Source organism: Gimesia aquarii (assembly GCF_007748195.1).
Taxonomy (GTDB): domain Bacteria; phylum Planctomycetota; class Planctomycetia; order Planctomycetales; family Planctomycetaceae; genus Gimesia; species Gimesia aquarii.
Genome location: NZ_CP037920.1, coordinates 3,694,303 through 3,720,254, shown reverse-complemented (window position 1 = coordinate 3,720,254; position 25,952 = coordinate 3,694,303). Strand labels below are relative to the sequence as shown.

Annotated in this window: 9 protein-coding genes and 1 tRNA gene; 7 read left to right on the top strand and 3 right to left on the bottom strand. The window is 44.9% G+C overall.

Annotation, left to right across the window (positions count from 1 at the left end; all coding sequences use genetic code 11):
• The first annotated feature begins 40 nt into the window (after positions 1-40).
• Positions 41-113 (top strand) — tRNA-Lys (locus V144x_RS14570).
• 303 nt (positions 114-416) lie between these two features.
• Here the strand turns inward: V144x_RS14570 and V144x_RS14565 are convergent.
• Positions 417-1,691 carry a DegT/DnrJ/EryC1/StrS family aminotransferase gene (locus V144x_RS14565; RefSeq protein ID WP_144985874.1) on the bottom strand — a complete coding sequence of 425 codons (1,275 nt, stop codon included), beginning with the start codon at positions 1,689-1,691 and terminating at the stop codon, positions 417-419.
• A 702-nt stretch (positions 1,692-2,393) separates the two neighbouring features.
• On the opposite strand from V144x_RS14565, the gene V144x_RS14560 reads away from it, so the two are divergent.
• The 5 genes from V144x_RS14560 (at position 2,394) to V144x_RS14540 (ending at position 16,774) form a co-directional block, all read left to right on the top strand.
• A complete protein-coding gene (locus tag V144x_RS14560) occupies positions 2,394-3,563 on the top strand; it encodes a DUF4339 domain-containing protein (RefSeq protein ID WP_144985873.1) in 1,170 nt (389 codons plus the stop codon).
• A complete protein-coding gene (locus V144x_RS14555; RefSeq protein WP_197998430.1) occupies positions 3,553-4,644 on the top strand; it encodes a DUF1559 family PulG-like putative transporter in 1,092 nt (363 codons plus the stop codon). The genes V144x_RS14560 and V144x_RS14555 overlap by 11 nt, the downstream gene beginning before the upstream one ends.
• Before the next feature lie 445 nt (positions 4,645-5,089).
• On the top strand, positions 5,090-6,703 hold the full coding sequence (locus tag V144x_RS14550) for a glycosyltransferase family 39 protein (protein WP_144985871.1): 1,614 nt from the start codon (positions 5,090-5,092) through the stop codon (positions 6,701-6,703).
• Between the two features lie 133 nt (positions 6,704-6,836).
• A complete protein-coding gene (locus V144x_RS14545) occupies positions 6,837-14,816 on the top strand; it encodes a hypothetical protein (protein ID WP_144985870.1) in 7,980 nt (2,659 codons plus the stop codon).
• Between the two features lie 5 nt (positions 14,817-14,821).
• Complete coding sequence (locus V144x_RS14540; protein WP_197998429.1) at positions 14,822-16,774, top strand: SUMF1/EgtB/PvdO family nonheme iron enzyme; 1,953 nt, start codon at positions 14,822-14,824, stop codon at positions 16,772-16,774.
• A 42-nt stretch (positions 16,775-16,816) separates the two neighbouring features.
• On the opposite strand, the gene V144x_RS14535 is transcribed toward V144x_RS14540, so the two are convergent.
• The gene (locus tag V144x_RS14535; RefSeq protein ID WP_232102528.1) at positions 16,817-18,367 is read right to left on the bottom strand and encodes a glycosyltransferase family 39 protein; all 1,551 of its coding nucleotides are present in this window, start codon (positions 18,365-18,367) and stop codon (positions 16,817-16,819) included.
• A 322-nt stretch (positions 18,368-18,689) separates the two neighbouring features.
• A complete protein-coding gene (locus V144x_RS14530; RefSeq protein ID WP_197998428.1) occupies positions 18,690-19,049 on the bottom strand; it encodes an integrase core domain-containing protein in 360 nt (119 codons plus the stop codon).
• Between the two features lie 620 nt (positions 19,050-19,669).
• Between V144x_RS14530 and V144x_RS14525 the strand changes: the two genes are divergently transcribed.
• On the top strand, positions 19,670-25,952 hold a 6,283-nt coding region (locus tag V144x_RS14525), incomplete at its 3' end, for a LamG-like jellyroll fold domain-containing protein (protein ID WP_197998939.1).

Genomic DNA, 25,952 nt, shown 5'->3' with positions numbered 1-25,952 from the left:
ATGATTTTATGAGAATTAAAATAAAGCCAGCTTGTATATTGCCCTTGTAGCTCAATTGGCAGAGCAACTGACTCTTAATCAGTAGGTTCTAGGTTCGATTCCTAGCGGGGGCATTTGTAAGGCTATGACTCATAACGAGTTGTAGCCTTTCTCTTTTTAGGCTCCCTGCTCGTTTTCAGGAATGCTACCTAAAGCCCTGCACGACCGCACCGTGGCTGCCTCGTATCGTGTGTCAGCCACTTTTTAAGCATTCAAGCCTACCTAGAATTTGAGTGTTGTTTTCATAGGATTGTAAATTGGCTTCTCCACTCTGGTACCGCGAGCTTTATTCTGCATGGCATTCATCATGACTGTCCAATACCATTTTCTTAATGGTTTCCCAAGAATCGATATCAGATGACATTTTTCTAGAAGTCTCAAGAGTATGTTGAGGCTCCCCTCAGTTCTTTGAGGATATGACATACATTCAGACAAACATATTCAATCTCAACTGAAGTGAGCTTAGATGAGGAAGGCAAGTAGAGCCCCGTTGCCGCTAATTGCTCCGCATTCTTAAAGTTGTCACTCTCATCATAAAACTCTCGATACGCTGGCTGAAGATGTAATGGCACAAAAGCAGTTCGTGTTTCTATTCCATTGCGAGCCAGTTCCAGCCGCAATTGATCACGAGAAATAGATCCGGGTGAAGTCCGAAGAAAATACACCCAGTAAGCGTGCTCAGTCCCTTGATCCTCTTGAGGTAAAATTAAACCACTAAAGTTTGAGAAAGCCTGAGTGTATCGTGCTGCTATTTTTTTTCTGGCGTCACACAATTGATGAAATTTTGCTAACTGTGAGACTCCCACTGCCGCCTGAAGATTTGTCATTCGAAAGTTATAACCACGGTATCGATGCCAGAAATGACGCTCGGGTGAGAAAGCATGGTCTCGCATCGTGCGACAAACCATCGCAAGGTCATCATTGTCCGTAGTAATCGCCCCTCCTTCTCCGGTGGTGATAATTTTATTCGCATAGAAACTAAACACGGCACCATAAGCTAAAGAACCAACGGTTTTTCCATGAATTGTCGCTCCGTGTGCCTCGGCGGCATCTTCGATTACCGCAATTCGATCAGTGTCAACCTGTTGCAAAAGAGCAGAAACATCCAATGGTCTGCCATATGTGTGGACCACAACAATCGCTCGTGTCCGCACATTGACTTTCTTGAGAATCTCTTCTAGACATATATTTTCTGAACCTTCATCGCAGTCGACAAAAACGGGACGCGCCCCAAGATGGACAACCGAACTGGCAACAGCCACCATCGTAAACGACGGAATAATGACTTCATCTCCTGATTTTACGCCACAGGCGGCAAGGAGAAGATGGAGTGCAGCGGTTCCCGACGACGTAGCGATACAATGCCTGACACCCGTCAGTTCTGCAAACTGTGATTCGAACTCAGTAACAAACCGTCCCCCAGAAGAAATCCAGTTTTCTTCAATACACGCCTGAAGATTCTCCAAAGCTGCGGCATCGATGTCTGGTTCACAAACAGGAATGTAAGAACGGGGACTACTCCGATCAGCCGCGGAAAGAGTGGTCTGCCCCAAAGCAGGATCAGGAGAAGGAATTGTAGAACGCTGTTTATGTGATAGCTTGTCTATATCATATTCATACGAATTTAACAGAGGACCAAGATTAGTGTCCATTATAAATTAACAGGCCTTATGTTTGACAATTATAATAATATTTACACAAACACTGTGTACATACAAATACACTGGATTGAATCACAAAGCAAGTGAGAAACATGCTGCAAGTCAAAATCAGACAGAAGCACTCAACTTGAATTACCATTCGCTGTTCAGTCAGAAATCCAACATGGTAATCGCTGAATGCTTAGCTTTGGATTTCGATTATCACATGAGGAAACTGGTATAGCCGTGGTCGATTTATTGACTGGATTTGAAGCAAGAGAAAAAAAGCAGATTTCAATCTCTAATAAAAGCTTTGCCTCAATAAATGGCCCGAGCAGGTTGTCAAGAATAGTTTTCCTGTTATCTTCTTGTCCCTCAATTTCCTAAGGAAGTGCACTCGTCTTCGACAGTCCATCCAATAGAATCACGTCCTAAGTTTGTGTATCTTCCACCATGAGTTCTATATAGCCATTATGGCCAGACAGTCTTGGTTACAGAACTAAAAAAGATAATAGAAGCACTGAAGCGTCGATTTTAAATCGCCAAAAACTAGTAATTTTGTTTAATTATTTCTACCGAAGATCAACACAGTATATATACAATAGGCTAGTGGATGAAAATAAGCCTTCTTAATCTAATTCGTGCAGTATTTCAGCTTGAATGTTGTCTGATTAATAAGAATTACCCACCAAATCATTGCGGACTTTTACACATATGGCGAGTGACTGGTACTATAAACAAGATGATCAAGAACTTGGACCGTATACATTTCGCGATCTGGTCGAAATGGTACGAGAGGAGAAGCTTACAGCTGAAGTGTTGGTTCGCCCTCATTACACTAATGAATGGCAGCGGGCAGATTCTGTAGTCGGCCTCTTTCATATGGCCCGGCGTGATCCAGCTACCCTTCCCCCAGTGAAAGAATCTGCCATAGAAGAAGTCGATGAGTATGCGGATGCTGAAGATATAGATGCGTTACTTTCTTCTTCTGATGAAGTGGGAGATGATGATACAGAAACTGATGTTGCTGAAGTAGCGGAAAAACCAGGTTGGTTAAAACGATTGCTCTCTCTAAGAAACAGTAAAATTCCCGCTGTACCTCTTGACCCAAATCGTGATATCGACGTTGATCTCAGTCGGCCTGTAACGGCTGAATCCAGCTTAGATCAACTAGATGAAAGTGTGGATTTTGAATCCGATAATCATGTGGGGGCTACTGCGGAAAATAGTGCTGAAACCAATGAGGAGCCAAACTCTAACGAAGAAGCCAATGTTGGAGCGTATTCTGAAGACACATGGTCTTCGGCAATTGATGCAGCCGTTGAACGAATTGACTCCCGCGCACCAAAGCCCGAAGAAGCGCCTGTTCCTAAGCAAATCATGCCTGCGATTACATTCTCATTTCTGGACACACCAGCCTTTCGTAAAACCTTACAGGCGAGTGCCATCGTGCTGTGTGCCAGTCTAGCTATTTATGGATTTGTAGATTGGATGGGGCAAGGCACACTCTTTTTTCCACTCATCGGTGACTGCTCACCACTGATGTTTTTGGTCTATTCTGTACTAACCTTTGCGGTAGTAATCGTTATTGGTTCTCTGCTCGTTTTATTTTCCTCATCTTATTTACGCATCGGCTTTAAACTGGGGTCGGTTATCGTTACTGCTAACTTAACAGCATACATGTTATTAAACTGGTCGGATGAGACCGTGGTAACCTTTCCTACTCGGAATCCCACCCCTACTGAGGCAAAGATAGCCTTTCCGTTAATCGGAGAGTGCTCTTCATTTGCCTATTGGATGTACTTTGTTGATGTCATAATTTTTGTAGCTGTATTCACTTATTTTGTAGCCTGGTGGTTGGAGGCACATGCTGATGATGTATAAAAAACGTCAGTTTAATCAAACAACGGCGTCTTCTTATATCACTTGGAGAAATTATCCTCTTTCAGGTTACACGATTATTGAACTCCTGGTTTCCGTTACCATCATTGGAGTTTTAATTTCGATTGCATTACCCGCGGTACAGTCAGCACGAAATTCTGCAAGACGAGTCCATTGTTTGAACAATTTACGCAATGTCAGCCTCGCTATTCTACAGATAACCGATAGTGCAGATCGATTCCCTGCCTGTGGCTATTATGGTGATGGTACTCCTGCCACCGTTGGTACTTATCGTAGCTGGGTTGTGGATATTCTCCCTTATATTGACCAATCGATTATCTATAACAAATGGGATTTTGATGTACGTTATACGAATCCCATAAATGACCCATTGGCAAATACTCATATTCCTGTATTAACCTGCCCTGATGATATCACTGAAGTCGTTGGCAATGGAAATTTAACTTATGTCGTGAGTAGTGGCGTGGGCTTTACTGCTCAAATAGCTGGTATTCATGACTGCCCGGTTGGTCCATCGAGTGGAAAATTGGATCTCAATGGAAATGGGATTACCTGTAATTCCTCAACTCTTGGTGATGGTACACCATCAGACCGAGAATTACTGAAGCAGATGGGTTTGTTTTTTAATGAGACATGGAAGGGGGAAACCAGAGCGAAACGTCATCATAAAATGGCGGGGATTACCGATGGGGCCTCAAATACCATGCTCATTTCAGAAAATATTCGCACAGGATATGACCCTGCAAAACCGAGCTCCAATTGGGCATCTCCCAATCCTTATCTTACCAGTTTTTATATCGGAAATCCTTGTTTGAATGGGAACTGTTCAAGTGGAAATGTCGATTATAATCGCTCGAATTCAGGTTCAAGTAGAATTAATGCTGGTATCTCACAACCAGAGGGATCTTCCCCCTTCCCAAGCTCACTTCATGCAGGCGGAGTCAATGTGGGGTTTTGTGATGGACACGTTCAGTTCCTCTCAGAAGACATTGATGGAAAAGTGTATGCTGCTCTCGCTAGTCCACAAGGCCAATCATTGAACGGGACGACTTTGGAACAATAACCAAATGGCAACTTGCGATTCTTATATCTACTGAGTTTTCTTAGAAATGGCAGTGCTTCTTGCGATTGAGATTTGGCCCCAATAACCCCCAAAGCAAAAGCCATGACTGGTACCAAGCTTCTTCACTTTGGAGAAGTCTTTTGGCATCTCAATTTATTTAAGATTGATTCAAAATTAAACCATTGTACTTGATAACAGTCCAAAACAATGATCAAATGAGTAGGAACCAAGTACAGTGACTCACATAAGAATATTCAAACTTATTCGGAGTATTTGTAGAGGCCTAAACAATCTCTGGCAACACTTTTATGACCGAAAAAGTCACCTTGGTTCTTACGATTCTGGAACTGCAAACAAATAGTATAACAGTTTTAGGGTAGTTCGAGTCGTGATCGGAAGCGATTTCGATGGTAAGTCCGCAGCAATTGAAGAGAAAGAAAATTGAGTGTCCAGAGTAAACCTTAAAACAGAAAAGGACAACTCAACGGAATTAACAAAGCCGGATATGTATTCAGAGCAATTCATCTGGTACTGTTTATTATTGCTAGTCGTGATGATGGGAGCAGCCGGGCGAGTTTATGGTTTGGGTGACTTGAGCCTGTGGTTCGATGAGTGTTTTTGCTGGAAGATGTCGACTTTCCCTCTCTCAGAGCAATGGCAACGAGCCTCACAAGACAATCATCCACCTCTCTTCTATTTTATATTAAAAGTTTGGACGTTAGGTTTAGGTAGCTCTCCTGCTACTGTGAGATTACTAAGTGTGATGTTTGGCCTTTCAACTATTTTGGGAACATTTTTCCTTGTAAGGGAGATTGAAGCCGACGTCTTCAAAAGCACCAGAGTTGATCCGAGAGTTATGAAACCAGCGTTATTAGCGGCTGCTCTTGTTGCTTTAAGCCCTTTTCAGATCGAATGGTCACAAACCATTCGCATGTATGCTCTGGGGGCATCTCTGGGGGTATGGGCTTCTTGGGCACTATTACGGGCACTAACTGCCCCCAAATTTCGAACGCGGGATTGGATCGTTTATGGATTCCTTGCAGCAGGCTTGATTTACACACACTATTTTGGTTTCTTCATTTTAGCAGCGCATGGACTTTATGGAGGAATGAGAATTCTACTGGCTCTGCTTAGCAAGGAGAATCAGCGACCTCTTAAAGTACGAATCGTGTTGCTTCCTTTACTCTCGGTCGCCATCGTTGGAATCTTATGGTGGCCTTGGATGGATGAATTTCTATTACAAAGACAAAGAGGTCTTGAGCAAGAGTGGGGTCGTCCCCAAGGGATTGATCATTTGACCCGATCAGTGGCTGAAATGTTTGGTTTTATGTGGAATCCCGCCAGCACTGAAATGTATCGTGCGAAGATAATAGCAATCCTATTTTCGATACTTACTATTATCGCATTTTTCTTTGGTAGAAAATCAGAACGATTTCTGGGGTTAATCGTCTTGTGTTCTTTTGGTTTCGCTCTGTTTTTAGGATCCGGTTCGAAAAGCCTGATTGCTTCCTGGTATTTCCTTTTTGCTCACGTTTTTTTTCTCTGTGCAATAGCGGTAATGCTGTTTCGAATTCCATCTCGCTATTTATCTCGAATCGCAATTACCGCTGTACTGATCAGTGCAGGCTGGCAATTTGCTCAACAGCTCCAATGGCGAGATACACGCATTGATTACCCCAGTTTTCAAGCTGCAGTGAATTATGTTGAAGCCTTGCGTGAAAAAGACGAATTAATCTTCGTCAATGGCCCTCGTGACTTTGTCGCCGTGAGTCCTTACTTGAAAGATTGTGACCCAATGTTTGTAATTTCGAAAGAGTGGGACTTTGTTTTTGGAACAGGAACAGCAGTCGTCAGCACTCAAAAACACCTTACCCCCACTTCCGTTGCCGATCTGGAATCACAACGAGCATGGGTAATTTTTGCAAGCAATAAGTCAATGTATCCAAAGGGTGTTGAGATGCCCAAAAACTGGGTGGACATCACTGAAGAACGATTTAATGACTGGCGTTATGGACAAATTATCGTACAACAATACGAACGAATTAATTCTATTAATTGAATTTCACATTAAGATCACAACCTATTGGTTCACTATGAAATTTCATTCAACAAAAAAAGGAAGTAATGTGATTTGTTTAGAGTATCACAACGCTTCTCAAAACACATACTTCGGGTAATTAAGGCTGATTACAATGTTAAAATATAGTGAAATTATTTGCTCTTTCTTTACGGGGCTAATTTTAGTCAATGGAATCGTTTTCGCTGCAGACCCTACTCCAGGAGAGTTGGCAAAGAAACTCGATATTGATTCCAATGGTAAGATCACTCTCACCGAATTTCTTGTCGGGAAAACGAAAGATCAGAAACGACGTCGATTGTTCTTTCAATATGACACTAATGAAGATCTCAGTCTGTCATACGATGAATTGAAGGCCAAAATTTCCAGTCAGAAATTATCAGGAGTTAATAATTTCCGCTATCATGACAAAAATTCCGATGGAGAACTGTCATTAAAAGAGTATCTCCCTTTAGTCGCTTCCACGAAGCCACAGTTAGCAAAACGGAATTTTAATGTCGTCGACTTTAATGGGAATGGTCAACTGTCTCTGGAAGAGTTCAAAGCACTACCTGGTCTGTTACCTGTAGCAGAGCGTGGAGCGATTCCTGATCCTATCGCGGAATTAGCATCTACAGTTCAACAAAAATGGGATGTACTTCAGAAGTCAGCCGACCAGAATAAAGATGGTCAACTCTCACAGGCTGAATGGCCGCAAAAAGAATTACAAAAACAATTGACTCCACTAGCCGATGTGAAGTTCACAGATTGGGATGCTGACCAGAACGGTCAAGTCACCAGCAAAGAAGCTGCTCAATTGATTGCCGTTGCATATGGAATGCGTGAAACAAACGGCGCACCACTTCGAGCCACCAATGGATTAGTCCTCTATCGTTCCTACATCCAACCGACGGACAAAGATAACGATTACCGGCTCTCGAAAGAAGAGTACCTACCTTCCATACGCCGTCCCAAAGAACAGGTTCAAGCAGAATTTACAAAAATGGACGCGGATAAAGATGGCTTCTTGAATTACCAGGAATTGACTAAATCTAACACAACAAATATCGATGAATTTAGCTACTTTTTAAATACTGACAAAGACCTGGATGGTTTATTAAGTGCGGAAGAATTACTCAAAGTCAATTCGAATGATTCAGTGAAATCACGTCTGCCTCAAGGCTTTGCAGCGTTTGACAAAGACCGTGATGGAAAGCTGAATTTGCGCGAGTTTCGTCTGGCACCAATCGGATGCAGTTATGTTACCTTGCGAATTTATGGTAGAACAGATCTAGATCATGACGCAGCACTTTCTTGGAAAGAATTTTACATAGAAGACTCTCCCGAAGTTATCGGCCTGGCTTGGGAATTATTTCGTCGCTTTGATCGCAATCAAAGCGGCAAGCTAGAAACCAGTGAGATTGAATTTCAGATCGAACCCACAAAACTCTCACCCCAAAAAGCCTTTACTTTCCGAGATAAAAACGCCGATGGAGCACTCACACTGGAAGAATATTTGGCCCTTGTAGAATCAAAAAAACTACAACTAGAGAAGCGAAATTTTAACGTCGTTGATTTTGACGGCAATGGTCAATTGTCACTTGAAGAGTTCAAGACACTACCCGACCTGTTACCTCTGGAAAAACGTAGCACGATCCCGGATCCCATCGCGGAATTAGTAACCGCAGCTCAGCAAAAATGGGATGTACTTCAAAAGACAGCCGATCAAAACAATGATGGTCAACTCTCAGCGGCCGAATGGCCCCAGGCTGAATTGCAAAAACAACTGACTCCTCTAGCGAACGTAAAGTTTAAAGTCTGGGATGCAGACCAAGATGGTCAAGTTACCCAAAAGGAGGCCGCGCAGTTGATGGCCGTCGCCTATGGAATGCGACATGTCACAGGAGCCCCCTTGAGAACTCCGAATGGACGTGTGATTTATCGCTCATTTATTAGACGATCTGATAAAAATGGGGATCACCGGCTCTCAAAAGACGAATACCGGCCTTCCAGTAGTTGGTCAGAAAAACAGACACAAACTCAGTTCAAAATACTTGATGCAGACCAAGATGGTTTTCTGACTTATCAGGAGCTAGCCATGTCCCCCCTTTCTAACATTGATGAACTGAGATTTTTTTTGAGTTTTGACAAAGATTTAGATGGACTTTTAAGTTCAGCAGAATTACTCAAAGCCGGTCTGAATGGTGTGACTGAATCACGTTTGTCTCAGGGATTGAAAGCCTTCGACGAAGATGGTGATGGGAAATTTTCTTTACGTGAATTCCGTCTGGCACCGGTCGGTTGTAGTTATATCACGTTACATGTGTATGACAAAAACGACTTAGATCATGACGCAGTACTTTCCTGGGAGGAATTCTATCAAGAACCTTCTCCCCAGGTCATCGGTCTGGCTTGGGAGTTGTTCCGTCGCTTTGATCGCAATCAGAATGGTCAATTGGAACTGAACGAGTTTGAATTTCGAATTGATTCTTCCAAGCTCACTCCAGAAAAAGCTTTTACTCTCTGGGACAAAAATTCCGATGGAGAACTGTCATTAGAAGAGTATCTCCCTTTAGTCGCTTCCACGAAGCCACAGTTAGCAAAACGGAATTTTAATGTCGTCGACTTTAATGGGAATGGTCAATTGTCGATGGAAGAGTTCAAAGCACTACCTGGTCTGTTCCCTGTGGCAGAGCGTGGAGCGATTCCTGATCCCATCGCGGAATTAGCATCTACAGTTCAACAAAAATGGGATGTACTTCAGAAGGCAGCCGATCAGAATAAAGATGGTCAACTCTCACAGGCTGAATGGCCGCAAAAAGAATTACACAAACAATTGACTCCACTAGCCGATGTGAAGTTCACAGATTGGGATGCTGACCAGAACGGTCAAGTCACCAGTAAAGAAGCTGCTCAATTGATTGCCGTTGCATATGGAATGCGTGAAACAAACGGCGCACCACTTCGAGCCACCAATGGTTTGGTACTTTATCGTTCCTACATCCAACCGACGGATAAAGATAACGATTACCGGCTCTCGGAAGAAGAGTACCTACCTTCCATACGCCGTCCCAAAAAACAGGTTCAAGCAGAATTTACAAAAATGGACGCGGATAAAGATGGCTTCTTGAATTACCAGGAATTGACTAAATCTAACACAACAAATATCGATGAATTTAGCTACTTTTTAAATACTGACAAAGACCTGGATGGTTTATTAAGTGCGGAAGAATTACTCAAAATCAATTCGAATGACGTCGTCGATTCACGCCTCCCTCAAGGCTTTGCAGCGTTTGATGAAAATGATGATGGCCAACTCTCTTTACGTGAATTCCGTCTTGCCCCAATTGGATGCAGTTATGTTACTTTGCGTATTTATGGTAGAACAGATCTAAATCATGACGCAGCACTTTCTTGGAAAGAATTTTACATAGAAGACTCTCCTGAAGTTATCGGCCTGGCTTGGGAATTATTTCGTCGCTTTGATCGCAATCAAAACAATCAACTGGAACTGAGTGAATTTGAGTTTCGCGTGGATCCCACAAAACTTTCACCTGAAAAGGCTTTTACTTTCAGTGACAAAAACTCTGATGGTCAATTAGCACTCAAAGAATATCTGCCCTTAGTCGCTAGCACAAAACCTCAGTTGGCGGAACGGAATTTTAAAGTCGTCGACTTTGACCGAAATGGTCAACTGTCACTGGAAGAATACAAAACACTGCCTGGACTGTTTTCGGTAACAGAACGGGGGGCCGTCCCTGATCCTGTCGCAGATCTGGCCACCACAGCCCAGAAAAAATGGAAAGCAATACACAAAGCTGCCGATCAGAACACTGATGGTCTACTCTCAGAAGAAGAATGGCCGCAAGACGAATTACAGAAACAACTACCTCCTCTGGTAGATCTCAAGTTTTCGGTCTGGGACACTGATCAGGATGGACAAGTTTCTCATGAAGAAGCAGAACAACTGGTGGCTGTTGCTTACGGAATGAAACATCTGCACGGGTTTCCTTTGAGAGCTCCCAATGGATTAGTGCTCTACCGCTCTTATATTCATCGTACTGATAAAGATGGAGATAACCAACTCTCGATAGAGGAATACCTACCTTCTATTCGAAGACCTAAACAACAAGTACAAGCTCTGTTCACTAAAATGGATGCCGACAAGAATGGGTTTTTGACTTATCAGGAACTGAGCACATCAAGCACAACGAATATTGATGAATTGAATTTCTTTTTGAGTTTTGACAAAGATTTAGATGGACTCTTAAGTTCAGCGGAATTACTCAAAGCCGGTTTAAATGGTGTGACGGAATTACGTTTGTCTCAGGGTTTGAAAGCCTTCGACAACGATGGCGATGGGAAATTCTCTTTACATGAGTTCCGCCTGTCACCAGTTGGCTGCAGTTATGTTACTTTGCATGTATATGACCGGAAAGATGAAAACCATGATGGTATGCTCTCCTGGGAGGAATTCTATCAAGAGCCTTCTCCCCAAGTCATCGGTCTGGCCTGGGAGTTGTTTCGCCACTTTGATCACAATCAGAATGGCCAGTTGGAACTGAATGAGTTTGAGTTCCGCGTGGATCCCACAAAATTTTCACCCGAAAAAGCCTTTACATTCAGAGACAAAAACTCTGATGGTGAGTTGACCCTGGAAGAATATCTGCCTTTAGTTGCTAGCATAAAACCACAGTTGGCAAAACGGAATTTTAATGTCGTCGACTTTGATCGGAATAGTCAATTATCATTGGAAGAATACAAAGCACTACCCGGACTGTTTTCGGTAACAGAACGGGGAACCGTCCCTGATCCTGTCGCAGATCTGGCCACCACGGCCCAACAAACATGGCAAGCTATACAGAAAACAGCGGATCAAAATGCTGACGGACAACTCTCGCAAAAGGAATGGCCCCTAGTTGAACTACAGAAACAGCTGACACCTCTGGCAGATGTGAAGTTTTCAATCTGGGATGCAAATCAGAACGGCCAAGTCACTCAAAAAGAAGCGGAACAGTTAATTGCTGTGGCTTATGGGATGAAACATCTCAATGGGTTTCCATTAAGAGCCAGCAATGGTTTGGTACTTTACCGATCCTATATCAATCCGACAGACAAGGACGACGATCATCAGTTCTCAAAAGAGGAGTATTTGCCTTCCATACGTCGACCCAAAGAACAGGTTCAAGCAGAGTTTACAAAAATGGATACCGACCAGAATGGATTTCTGAGTTACCAGGAAATGACCATTTCCGACACAACAAATATCGATGAATTGAAGTTCTTTCTGAATAGTGACAAAGACTTGGATGGACTTGTAAGCCCGGCAGAATTGCCCAGAGTGAATTCAAATGGCGCAACTGGCACGCGTGTATCTCAAGCTTTGCCAGCTTTCGATGAGGATGGCGATGGCAAATTTTCATTACGTGAGTTCCGTTTGGCGCCAGTCGGTTGTAATTACGTCACTTTGCACGTGTATGGCAGAACAGATCAGGATCACGACGGGCAACTCTCCTGGCAGGAATTCTATCAAGAACCTTCACCCCAGGTCATCGGTCTGGCCTGGGAACTATTTCGTCGTTTTGATCGTGACCAAAATGGCCAACTAGATCTGAGCGAGTTTGAGTTCCGTGTCGATCCCACAAAACTCTCACCGAAGAAAGCCTTTGCTTTCAGAGATAAAAACTCAGATGGTGAGTTAACCCTGGAAGAGTATCTCCCCTTAGTCGCTAGTACAAAACCACAGTTGGCAAAACGAAATTTTAATGTCGTAGACTTTGATAAGAATGATCGACTCTCATTGGAAGAGTATAAAGCACTGCCAGGTCTACTTCCTGCCGAGAGACGAGGTACAATTCCCGATCCAGTCGAAGAGTTAGCTAATGCAGCCCAGCAAACATGGCAGGCTCTTTACAAAGCTGCCGATCAGAATTCTGACGACCAGCTTTCAGAAGCGGAATGGCCAAAAGCCGAATTACAGAAGCAATTGACGCCCCTGGCGGATGTCAAATTTACAGTTTGGGATGCAGATCAGAACGGACAGGTCTCGCGCAAGGAGGCAGACAAACTCATTGCTATTGCCTATGGAATGCAGCAAGTGAATGGCTTTCCTTTAAGGGCTACTAATGGATTGGTACTCTACCGTTATTATATTAAAGGGGCAGACAAAGATGGCGATCATCGGCTCTCAAAATCGGAATATTTACCTTCCATTCGCTGGCCCAAAGAAAAAGTTCAGGCACAATTTACCAAACTGGATGCGGATCAAGATGAATTTCTTACCTATGCAGAACTTGCTACATCTTCTCTATCCAATATTGATGAATTCAATTTCTTTTTGCGTAGTGATACAGACCTAGATGGTTTGTTGAATGAGGAAGAGTTGCTCAAAGTCGGTTCAAACAGCACAATCGGAAAGAGCTTATCTCAGGGTTTAAAAGCCTTCGACGAAGATGGCGATGCCAAATTCTCTTTACGTGAGTTCCGTTTGGCCCCGGTTGGTTGCAATTACGTCACGTTGCGCGTGTATGGTAGAACAGATTTGGACCATGACGGAAAACTCTCCTGGCAAGAATTCTATCAAGAACCTTCCCCACAGGTCATCGGTTTGGCCTGGGAGCTGTTTCGCCGATTTGATCGCAATCAGGATGGTCAGCTGGATCCAAATGAGTTTGAGTTTCAATATAATCCAGCAAAAATATCACCGAAATTAGCTTTTGCTACTTCTGACAAAAATTCCGATGGAGAACTGACGTTGGAAGAATACCTCCCCTTAGTTGCTTCCACAAAGCCCGAATTAGCAAAACGGAATTTTAATGTCGTCGATTTTGATGGGAATGGTCAACTGACACAAGAAGAGTACAAAGCATTACCCGGCCTGTTTTCTGCCGCAGAACGGGGTATGATCCCTGATCCTGTCGCCGATCTCGCTGAAATAGCTCAGCAAAAATGGAAAGCTTTGCACAAAACCGCCGATCGAAATAAAGATGGTCAGCTCTCTCAGAGCGAGTGGCCCCAGGCCAATTTAAAGAAGCAGTTGACTCCGTTAGCCGATTTGGAGTTTAAGGTTTGGGATACCGATCAGAATGGTCAGGTAACACACAAAGAGGCGGAGCAGTTACTAGCTTTGGCTTATGGGATGAAACATCTAAGTGGATTTCCATTGAGAGCACCAAATGGTCTAGTGCTATATCGTTCTTATATCAATCCAACAGACAAAGACGGTGACCATCGGCTATCAAAAGAGGAGTATCTACCCTCTATTCGACGCCCTAAAGAGTATGTGCAGTCTTTGTTTACCGGGATGGACGCCGATCAAGATGGATTTCTGACACACGCAGAACTGACCACATCCCCTACAACGAATATCGATGAATTCAGCTTCTTTCTGAATAGCGATAAAGATCTGGATGGTTTTCTGAGCCCGGAAGAAATACTAAAAATTGGATCAAATGGTGCGACGGAATTACTTTTGTCTCAGGCCTTACCAGCATTTGATGAAAATAAGGATGGGAAATATTCCCTGCGTGAGTTCCGTTTATCTCCACTTGGCTGCAATTATGTCACACTACGCGTGTATGGCAGAAGAGACCTAGATAACAATGGGACTCTTTCCTGGAAGGAATTCTATCAGGAAGACTCTCCACAACTCATCGGCCTGGCTTGGGAATTGTTCAGTCGTTTTGACCGAAATCAGAACAACCAGTTGGAATTGAGTGAGTTTGATTTTCGTTACGATCCTGCCAAAATATCACCAGAAATATTTTTTCAGGTTGCAGATAAAGATAAAAACGGAAAGCTTACATTTACAGAAGTTTTCACTGATAAAGCACCTGAAAAAAAGAATTCTCTCGAGTATCAACGTTATCAGATTCGTCAAGCAAGAGCAGAAGATAAGTTTATGAATGACGATCGAAATAAAGACAATTCACTTGACTACAAAGAATTCTTACAATCTCGGCAGGCAGCAGCCAAAATTGCTGAACGCCATCGTCGAGCGGTGGGAAGAACAACCGCTGATGATGGTTCAAAGTGGCTATTCCCAGTCATTATGACGCTTAATATAGTTCTGTTAATCGGAGTGGCCTTTTATTTTATGCGACGTAAAGCAGGATGAAAAACATGCATGTTACGCGTTTTGAAAAAAATTGTTTTTTGGCTTCTGCCTCTAAACAGGTATGTTTTAGGTCTGGTATCAGTCGCATCGAGCTACTTGTTATCATCTTTCTTATCATAATTACCGCAGCCCTTTCCATTCCAGCAATTCTCTCATCAACAGAGAGTGCACGTAGTACAGTCTGTAAAGATCATCTACGTAATTTGGGAATAGGCCTTCGACAATACCATGAAACATTTCAATTCCTACCTCCAGCAGCAGTCTGGAATCCAGGTCGTTTTCATTCGATGATGCTCAATCAAAATCGTCGAGTCGATTTAATAACACATGAAAACTGGGCTCTTTTGCTCTTACCTTATCTTGATAGGAAAGATTTAGCGGACACATTTGATTCATCCCACTCCATCGGCTCTGATGAAAATCAGATGTTACGTACTACTTCACTCACCGAAATGTCATGTCCGACTGATATCTATAACCATCAAAATAATCTTTATCGCTTTGAGTTAGATCCGGACATTCCTCCTCAGGTTCAATTTGCTCGAGGAAATTACGCAATAAATGGTGGAACACAATGCCATCGCCCACAAATTGGTACATCTTCGCATCCAGCAGGTGAAGGGGTTAAAATTATTGCCAACGATGAAAATCGTCATTTTCAATATGTCGGTACTGGAATCGCTGGTGTGAATCGGGCGTTTTCAATGGATGATTTCACAAATGGCCAATCAACGCTTGTCGCGATTGAAGAAGTGAGAGCTGGGATTCATCCATTAGATCCACGAGGAGTGTGGGCATTAGGACAGATTGGTGGCAGTATCACTTCTGCACATGGTATCTCTGGGGATGCAGGAGGCCCTAACAATCAATGGGATCGTGCCGACGACCTGCTGGGATGTGGAAAATTACACGCAACAATTGGAAAAGAAGCATTGACTAAGGCAAAGATGCCTTGCACACACTACATTGATCGGAATGATCAAGCCACTGCACGAAGTATGCACAAGGATGGTGTCAACATACTGTTCTTAGATGGTGCTGTTCGATTCGTTCATGATCGAGTGGATCGTGGCCTGTGGCATGTCATGCACGCACGAGACACACCTTTCGAGATTCTAGCTGATAATTTTGAACAGCGACTGAATCACTTAGAACCTTCTATAGATGCCGTTGCTAAATTCAGCATCGGTCAAATAAAAGAATTGAAGGCTGGTGACATATTCAAAAACTCTCTAAATATGAGTTTTGTTGTTCTTCCTCCTGGAGAATTTCAGATGGGTATACCTGATACTGGTAATAGCTCTCCTGCTCCTCCTGAAAGTCCAACCCATCTGGTTCAAATTACGAACTACGTTTGGATGGGACAGCATGAAGTCACGCAACAGGCCTTCGAATCCGTTATGGGAAATAATCCTAGCTTTCATCAAACAGCCCAAGGAGAATTACAACCAGGAAATTTTCCTGTGGAGAGAGTAACCTGGTACGATGCGGAACAGTTCTGTCAACGGCTCAGTAATCTTCCTGAAGAACGTGCTGCCAAACGTCGATATCGATTGCCAACAGAAGCTGAATGGGAATATGCTTGCCGAGCCGGGCGTTCAACGCCCTATGATTGGACCTTTGCCAAGCGAAAATATGTTCAATCAGGTGAAAATGCTGGTGTAGCCCCCCTACCCATTTCTGCTGTAGGAACATATGCTCCAAATGAATTTGGTCTTTATGATATGAGAGGAAATGTTTGGGAATGGTGTGCAGACTGGTTTGATCGCACCTATTATAGCCGATCTCCGAAAAAAAATCCTCAAGGTCCTCAAGAAGGATTTCTTAAAGTATTGAGAGGAAGCGATTGGATTTACATCGGCGAACTTTGCAGGATTAATTACCCGATCCTTCCTCCTTGGAAATCCAACCGCTATCTTGGTTTTCGGGTCATCTGTGAAACGACTCCGAGCCCATAAATGCTTTTCCATGAGGCAAAGATTAAAACTCCATCATCGCCTCTATTTTACTAGATCACGCTCATAGCAACGTATAATGAATTCCGCATTAAATTCCTTAAAACGTCTTCGGCTCACCTCACGCCATCCTGACGGCATATGAACCGACCAAGTGCCTCCCAACCATCGATCAGCATCAAATGTCCAAACCCGTTTATTAGTAGCTCCACCTAGCTCTTTTAAGTCAAAGTACTCATCATCGCGCATAACCGCGGTTCCTTGATAATACGGGTAATTACGTGGAGTCCCTTTCGTGTATAGCTGATTCCGGTCACTTGTATAAAAAACAATTGTGGTAAATAGCATCGGATTACAAACAAGAGCTAAGTCCCCAGCTTCTCGTTTGTTATCAAGATATTCTACTGCTGCCTGCATTCCCGGCAATGAAGCATCAAAGGCTCTTGTGAGATATTGCTCCTTAGTCAGCCAGCCCATGGACAATACCACAATAAAAACACCAGTCCATCGGAATACTTTCCACGGAATATCGCTAATCACAACAGCAACAGCCGTCAATGCAAATAATTGGGCAGCAATTAAATAACGAGGGACAAAAATTGTTCTCATAAACTGTGAAACAATGATCGCTGCCAAAAATGGTAACAACGATGCCAAAATTAAAAAATAATCCGCGGGACGACGGCGGATAGCAAGGAGGAGGAATATGCTAAAAAAGAACTGTCCTACAAAAATCCCCATTTCAGGTGTCACAGGCCATGCCCACTGTAAGTCGAAAGCAAGACACAGCCTTGTACCAACAGCATCCCAGGTCAAAGGTGGAGTCGGCATTTTTTCAGTCACTCTTTGCCGATGGTCAAGAAATACAAGCAACCAGGGAAGGAAACAAAAATAAAATGCAGCTCCCGAGATTAACAGTGGTTGAAAAGAAAGAGTAGTAGTGGCACTCGATTTTTTATATCGCTGAATTGCTATATAGCTCAAGGCAAATAGAAATTGAGCCATTGCAATAAACAGACCGAAATAATGAGTATAAGCTCCTAAGAGTGAGGTGAGTACAAATAATCCCCAAATCCACGGCCCCGACTTTTCTCTAAATAGTGCTCTAAACAAGAAATAACTAGACCAAACAGCAAAAGTGGGAGACATTGAATACATCCGCACTTGCTGAGCCCAGTCAACATGAATAGGACTGAGGGCGACCAATAACGCCGCCAAGATAGCCGCAAACTCTGTATTGACCTGTTTCTCGTCGCTCGTTCGTTTCTGATAAGCCTCTTTAATAAAGAAGTATGTTCCTACAACAGTTCCCATACTACACAGTACGCTCAGTAGTCGAGGAGCAGTTAAGAGGTTTCCGAATATAAAAACCCAAAGCTTCAGAACCAAATAATAGAATGGCGGATTGTCATCATCAGTAATATTTCGATGCATCATATCCAAAAAAGGGAATTCCACCATTTTTAGCGTGAAGCTTTCATCAAACCAATACGCCACCTGAAAGAGGTAGCTTATTCGCAAAAAAAGCGCAATGGAAACTACGATTAGCAGCCACAAAACTCGAGACTGTCTAATATGATCATGCAGAACTTTCAAGTTTGAAGCTAGCTCCCAATTTCGGCATCTGTTGAGAAGATAAGCAAAGTTTTTCAGCAATTCTAACTGCTCTTAGTAGTAGATACAAATGTCTTCTTCCTTCAATATACTCCGTACTGTCTTCTGGTTAATATTTTTGAGTCAGAATGCGTTCGGTTCAAAGAGTATCCAGACATAATATTTTTCAGAAAACACGTCGTAGACAATTTCGAGTATGTATAACTGTTGCAAGGTCTGACTCACTTTTTTCGGACACAAAATAACAGCCATCACGTACTACGAAGCCATTGATTGAACAATTGAAATCTCGCATCGAGCCACTTTAAGCCGCTATGTGTTTAAACGACTTTATCAAGCCACCGATGTGTGCAATCACTTGCACCTCGCCCATTAATAATTTCTCTACTTCGTCTGGAATCTCTCGAATCGGTAGCTGATAGTTATGCGTCGTGTGCGAGCGAAGAGTGTTATAGTACGCGGTGAAACTACAAATCTGATAGTCTAGATGCTGCTTACCAAAAACAATAAACTTCGCCCAGTATTCCAATTTGATTGTCTCAATGAATCGCTCACATCTTCCCTTACGATTTGGAGAAACTATCGGAAGAGTGTTTGTCTTGATTCTGGATTGCTGCAAAGTCTCAGTGAATTTTTTTGTTTGTTTCCCATTCCGGTCGTGCATGATCATCATCGTTATAACATCACGCTCCCTACACTGCTCAATGAAATTTTGAGCTAGCTCACAAACCCAGACTAAGTTGGAATGCTCTTTAGGTTTGGTGATAATCGTCTTTCATGTTCGTAAACTCAGAAACACCAACAGGACTTTAGCCAGTCCGCTCGAGAATTCCCCTCCATTTATCCGCCCACTAATAAGCACTCTTTATACAAACGTAAAGTCATAGTGTGGTGGAAGTAGAAGACTTTCAAAATCAGATTTGGCCAAGTGTTGTTAATGCTTAATCCAAACCAATTTGATCTTGGAGACCATAGGATAAATACGGAATCAAGTGGCACAATGTACAAAATAAACAATTCGGTAAAATTGTTAAAAAAAGTAGAATATGCATTATTTATTGTGGAATTGAAGTCGTCACATAGGTAATTATAGTGACTAAACTGACATTGGGTGAAATGCGCACCTGGGCAGACTACGTCTAGAGTTGCGTCATATTCATTCACATTTATATCAAAATAAGGTGTTTGCTGCATTATGCATTCCCTTATCTGCGGGCCTTTATCGTTATCAGACAATTTTCCTACCTCAAGAATTCTTTGAATTACTAGCAAAGGAATGACAGGATGCTGCTTACGAACTGGCTCAATGCGCTCACTTCACGTATTAAGAAACGCCCCACTTTTCGTTCCCGAGACCGACGTGACATTAGAAAGCGTTGGCAAGCTGCTATCAGCAATCAATTTTCCACAACAGAAGTCTTGGAAGACCGAACGCTATTAACCACATTCTTTGTGGATGATGATTTCAGTGGATTAGGTAATGGTTCGGTTATTGCCGGTACAGATACTGATCCCATCACACCTGGAGATCAAGAAGCGGTTATTGGAACCACTGCGTTTGATACAATTCAGGCAGCTCTCACCGCCGCCGCTGCCACAGGTGATACCATCAATGTCGCAGCCGGCCTCTATACCACGACTGGCACGCTCGATATTAATAAATCCGTATCAATTATCGGTGAAGGAAAAGATGTTGTTGAAATTCGCAAAGCAGGTGCTCCTTTAAGCAATTTTGACGAGGCGATTTCTATCACGGCAAACGATGTTACGATCAGCGGCGCACAGCTTGGCTGGGAAACCCATACCCCAGCTACAGATTATCAGGGCTATGTTGTAGTCACGACAGCAGACAACACAACACTGACAGACTTATTGTTCTCAGACAACTATCGTAGTGCGGTCATCTTTGCAGGAGCAGATAATCTCGAAGTTTCCGATTCGATTTTCGAGGGCAAATTCGGTCGTGCGGCCATTCGAGACGGGAGTGGTGGTGCGGGCGAGAATTTTCTCATCACACGAAATGAATTCCGTGCCGACCATTTCCGCTGGGGCCCCATTTCAATAGGTCCTCAGGGATCGGGAGGCTCATCGGGCGCTTATAGTGGCGAAATTTCATTCAATTATTTTGGAAATGGTTTAGAACCCGGTTCGTTCCAGGAAGAGGGAGACCAGAACTACACTGTGACCATTACCAACCCGGGTATCACGGCTGCCGGTCTGGATATTATCCATAACACATTCGACTGGCAGGATTCCGCGGTTACAAACGGTGATGGCAACTTCGGACAGCCAGGAGGAATCTTCTTTGATCCTTCAATCTCACTTGCCCCGAACTCCGTCGATATCTCAGACAATATCTTTAGTGGGTTTACCTTCGACGGACCACAACCCAACAACGATCCCTTGTGGAATACGGCAGGTGGCCAATTTGGTGGTGCCCTGGAATTTGATGGTGTGGATGACTTCGGTATTTTCCAGAGTGCACTGTTCGATGTAGGCACAGCAGGCACTCTCAATTTCTGGGTCAACATGCATGATCAAAGCCAGCGAAATCAATTCTTCGAAGGTTTGAATAGCGCTGGTTTTGAATTCCAGTTTCGTGATAACAGCGGAGGGCAATTCTTTGGAAGCCCTGGACGCGCTGGTAATACTGGAAGTAATTTTGCCATTCAAAACGGAAGCGCGGGAGGAACAGAAAACGTCTGGCAGAATTTGCAATATACGTGGGATTTTAATGGCGGTGTGAATCCTGAAATGCACATCTATATTGATGGTGTGGAAGTAGGATATCTCTCTGGTTTTGATTCAGATCTCACAGGTGAATGGTTATCTGTCGTCAGCACGGTCAGTCAATTAATCACCGTGGGACGCGATGCCAGTGGCGACCGGCACTTCGATGGTTTGATGGATGACGTCGGCTGGTTTAATGCCGCACTGGATATGACTGATCGTGACAACATTCGGAACAACGGCGTTGCCGCTTTGAGTGGAGATGCGCGTCTCATCGCTCATTGGGACTTCGATCAAGCCGCTGGCAATATTGCCGTGGACAATGAAAATGGCATCCAGATGTTTCTCTCGGCGAATGGTATCAGCCCACTCGGTCCTGTCTTTCAACCAACGGGTGGTCAGTTTGGTGGTGCACTTGAGTTTGATGGACTTGATGATTTCGCCACCTTCCAGGATGCAGCTTTCGATGTGGGCGAACAGGGAACCTTAAACTTCTGGGTCAACATGGCTGATACCAGCCGACGAAATCAGTTCTTTGAAGGTCCCGGTGATGGTGGATTAGAATTCCAGTATCGTGATAACGGCGGTGGACAATTCTTTGGACGAACTCAGGACGGTGCCGATTTCACGATTCAGGATGGTGGTGCGGCAGGTGTCCAGGGAGTTTGGACCAACGTCCAATACACGTGGGATGCCACTACAGGTGAAATGAGGATTTACCTGGATGGTACTGAAGTGACTTATCTGGCAGCCTTCGATGAAAATCTGGCCGGATTTGACATCAACAATTTCACGGAAACACTCAGCGGCTTAATGAGTGTCGGACGTGATCCCGGTGATGGAAGTCGATTCTTTGCCGGCCTGATGGACGATATTGGCTGGTTTGATGGTGTGCTGAACCAGACCGATCGTGATGATATTCGCAACAATGGTGTCGCAAATCTCGCCGGTGATCCACGGCTCGTTGCGCATTGGGATCTGGATGATGCTCCCGGAACGATGATTGCTCCTGGCGACAGTGGTACCAGTATTGATCTGCATATTCAAGCAGAGCCCCCTGCTCCTCCCATTGGAGGCTTTGGAGTCATCGCACCTCTGGATGCCACAATAACCAATAACCTCTTCTTTGATAATGATAACGACTCCAATCATGTGCTGGACCCATCAAACAAGCTCGGTGTTGATCCACTCTTTGCACGTGATCATGATCTTGCATTTAACCCTGCAACGACCTCTTTGGAAGAAATTTTCGCTATTGGCTTCGGTTCTCCTGCAGCCTTTATGTCAACCGAGTTTGCCGGTGATCCTGCGACAACGACTCCTCATATTGGAGCATTCCAGGATTTATCGCTCTTCGGTACAGGTGATATCGTCATCAATGGTAGCAATGCCGATGACCTGCTTGAGATTGTTTTCACCAGTGAAACCGAAGCGATGATGACCCTGACAACAGATGTGGGTGGTCTGGGTGAAGTCGTCACAGGCCCCATTCTCCTGACAAATATTACCTCGTTCACTTTCAATGGTCTTGAAGGGGATGACATCCTCAGGATTACCAATCCTGCCGGTGGCTTGCTCAACCCCACAAATGGTCTCTTCTTCAATGGAGGCACCGGTGGCGAAGATGGCGCCGGCGATACCCTGGAAATTCTGGGTGGAGTAGCCACAAGTGTCGAACATCGCTTTGTGGACAATGCCTCAGGTAGTATGTTCTTTGATGGTGAAAGCGTAGCGACGATTACCTATACCGGTCTGGAACCAGTTCTCGATACGATTGTCGCCACCAATCGTACTTTCAGTTTCCTCGGTGGCGCAGAGACAATCACGCTCTCCGATGATGGAGTTGTCGGCGATGGTGTCTCTCAAATTGACTCCGATAACTTCGGTGAAGTTGTCGCCTTTTTGAACGCCACGGATTCCGTAACGATCAATACCGAAGCATTCGGTGGTAGTGGTGTGGATGCCGTCAATATCGAAGGGCTGGACAGTACCTTCGATGCAGACCTGACCGTGAACGGAGGCACTGATGACACGGTGACCTTCCAGACCAATGCCACAGACCTCGGTTCAAGCGACCTGACTGTGGACATCGGCAACGTGGTACTCGATCAAGATGTGATCACAACTGGTAACGCAGACCTCAATGCCTCCGGTGGTTCAATTACTGATGGTGGATCCAGTGCTGCCGACGCCTTAACCGCAGCCACAGCGATCTTAACTGCCACCGTTGACGTAGGGGGCGCCGGGGATGCGGTAGACATCGATGTTGCGAATCTCGAAGCCGATGCGGGAGGTGCTATTAATCTCGACAATAATAGCGGTGCGCTATTAACCATTGGAGGGATTAGCGGATTGCAGGGCTTACAGGCAGTAACAGGAATTACCCTGACGACTGACGATAGCTTGGATGTTAATGAAAACATCGAGACAACCGGTGCTGCTTCACCGATTAGCGTGAGTTCTGGTGTTGATATCAACGTCAATGCTACCGTGCAGTCCAACGGGGGTACTATTGATCTCGTGGCTGATAACAACCTGAATCTGGGCGCGACTTCGTTAGTTGATACAACAAACGCCGCCACTGTGACACTGACGGCTGATAATGACTTTGCAGGTGGTGGTCAATTTACACAGGCACAATTCAGTATCGTGACTGCACGCGGTGGTGATTTGGATGTCAGTGCTACCGACGATGTCCGGATAGCCGACCTGCAAAGTATCGGTGGTACGATTACTGTAGAGTCCATTGCTGAGTCGATTATTGACAACACTGCTTTTGAAGCCGCATTGATTACTGGAAATGAAGTCGCATTGCGGGCGGGCACTGATATTGGCAATGGAGATAATATCGATACTGCAGTCAGCACACTGGCCGCAGTGGCATTTCTTGGTAGTGTTGATATCAGTGATATCGATGCACTGGAAATCGGAACTGTTGATGGACTCTCTGGCATTGCGGGTGGTGCCGCGATTACTCTATTGACCGGTGGAACTGTCACAGTCAATGAAAATATTACATCCAGCGGTGCCGCCTCACCGATTAGTGTTACCTCAGCTATTGACATCGACGTCAATGCCACGGTGCAATCTAACGGCGGAACCATTGATCTGCTGGCATCTAACGACCTGAATCTGGGCGCGACTTCCGTTGTCGATACGACCACCGCAGCCATTGTGACTTTGACGGCCGATAATGACAGTGCCGGCGGTGGTTTATTCACACAAACAGAAGGTGGTCTTGTAAATGCACGCGGTGGCGATCTGGATGTGAGGGGAACCGGCGATCTGCGGATCGCTGATCTGCAAAGTGCCGGCGGTACGATTATCATTAATGCCGTTACCGGAACCATCTTCGACAACACTGCCGGTGAAGCTCCTTTGGTAAGTGGTGGTGCGGGAACCGAACTCTTGCTGCTGGCCGCCTTTGGTATTGGTGCCCCTGGTGCTTCCGATATTGATACGGCTGTTGCCACATTAGCGGCGGATTCTACTAATAATAATATCGTAGTCAGCAACACGGGTGCTTTGGAAATTGGCTCTGTCGATGGTGTAAATGGCGTGGATGCTGGTGGTGCTGTGGATGTTTCCGCTGCCAGTCCCTTGACGGTGGCCGCTGATGTGACAGGTGCGTCAGTCACTCTGACCGCCGGTGATTCCGCTGGTCCCGGGGATGACCTGACTATTAACGCTGGCGTGACCGTCGAATCAACGGGAGCCAATGTGGTTCTGAATGCCGGCGATGATTTTCTGCTCGCGCTGGGTGGCGAAGTGATCGCGACTACGACGATTGAAATCAACGTTGATCCCAGTGGTGGTGACCCGGATCCCGTCGGTTCCACCGTGGACCTGTTAGGCAATGTCGACGCCACACAGACAACCATCAACGGTGGTGACGACGCGGATATCTTCAACATTCTGCCCACCGCGGATTCCCCGATTACGGTGAACGGTGGCGATCCCACATTGCCGGGACCCGGTGATGTACTCAACCTCGACTTCAGCGGTCTGGCTGCTTCACCGTTCCTCACACTGGGGGCGACCCCTGGCTCGGGTTCCTTCGGATTTATTGCTCCGGATCTCGAACAGACTGTGGATTTCACCAGCATCGAAAACGTCAACAGCGGTGGGACTCCCTTCCACCTGGTATTGGACATGTTTGCCGCCGGTTTCCAGAATGCGGCCGATGACACGATTGACGTGCAACTGGATGCCGCAGGCACCAACCTGTTGATCGACGTCAACACCGGCAATATCTTCTCTGGAGCGGCCGCCGACATTCTGTCGTTCACCGTCATTGGTTCGACCGACAACGAAACACTCAACATCAACGAATCACCGGGGGGTCTGCCTCTGTTCGATGTGGCCGCACCTGCGATTCCTGGCTCAAACGGTTCGCATCTGAACAATGCCGCCGATACGTTGCTGGAAGATCAGTTCAATCCGACCACCTACGATGCCGACGACATCACGATTCACTATGACGGTGGTGATGGTACTGATGCCATCAACGTCAACTTCACGACCGCGCACAATGCGGCTTACTTCTCAGACAATATTGACAGTCTGGGCAGTGGTAACATCGTCTCTTCGACACTAGCGGGAACCGACATCGATCTGGGTCTCTCCTTTGGTGCTGTGGAAGGTGTGGGCATCAACGGCGCCGGTGGTGGCTTGCGGGTCGATGCTTCATCGACTCCCTTGACCACAACCGTGAATATCGACGATGACGGTGCCGCGGGAGATGGTGTTTCCCAGATCACGGCCAACGGTGGTTTTACCAATATGGTCTTCAGCGGCTTCCAGGGACTGCAGGTTGTTTCCGGTACGGGGGCAGAAC

Bases quoted from the DNA above. Each gene is read 5' to 3' on its own strand.
- V144x_RS14560 (WP_144985873.1), top strand. From the start codon at position 2,394: ATGGCGAGTGACTGGTACTATAAACAAGATGATCAAGAACTTGGACCG.
- V144x_RS14530 (WP_197998428.1), bottom strand. From the start codon at position 19,049: ATGCACGACCGGAATGGGAAACAAACAAAAAAATTCACTGAGACTTTG.
- V144x_RS14565 (WP_144985874.1), bottom strand. From the start codon at position 1,691: ATGGACACTAATCTTGGTCCTCTGTTAAATTCGTATGAATATGATATA.
- V144x_RS14545 (WP_144985870.1), top strand. From the start codon at position 6,837: ATGTTAAAATATAGTGAAATTATTTGCTCTTTCTTTACGGGGCTAATT.
- V144x_RS14555 (WP_197998430.1), top strand. From the start codon at position 3,553: ATGATGTATAAAAAACGTCAGTTTAATCAAACAACGGCGTCTTCTTAT.
- V144x_RS14540 (WP_197998429.1), top strand. From the start codon at position 14,822: ATGCATGTTACGCGTTTTGAAAAAAATTGTTTTTTGGCTTCTGCCTCT.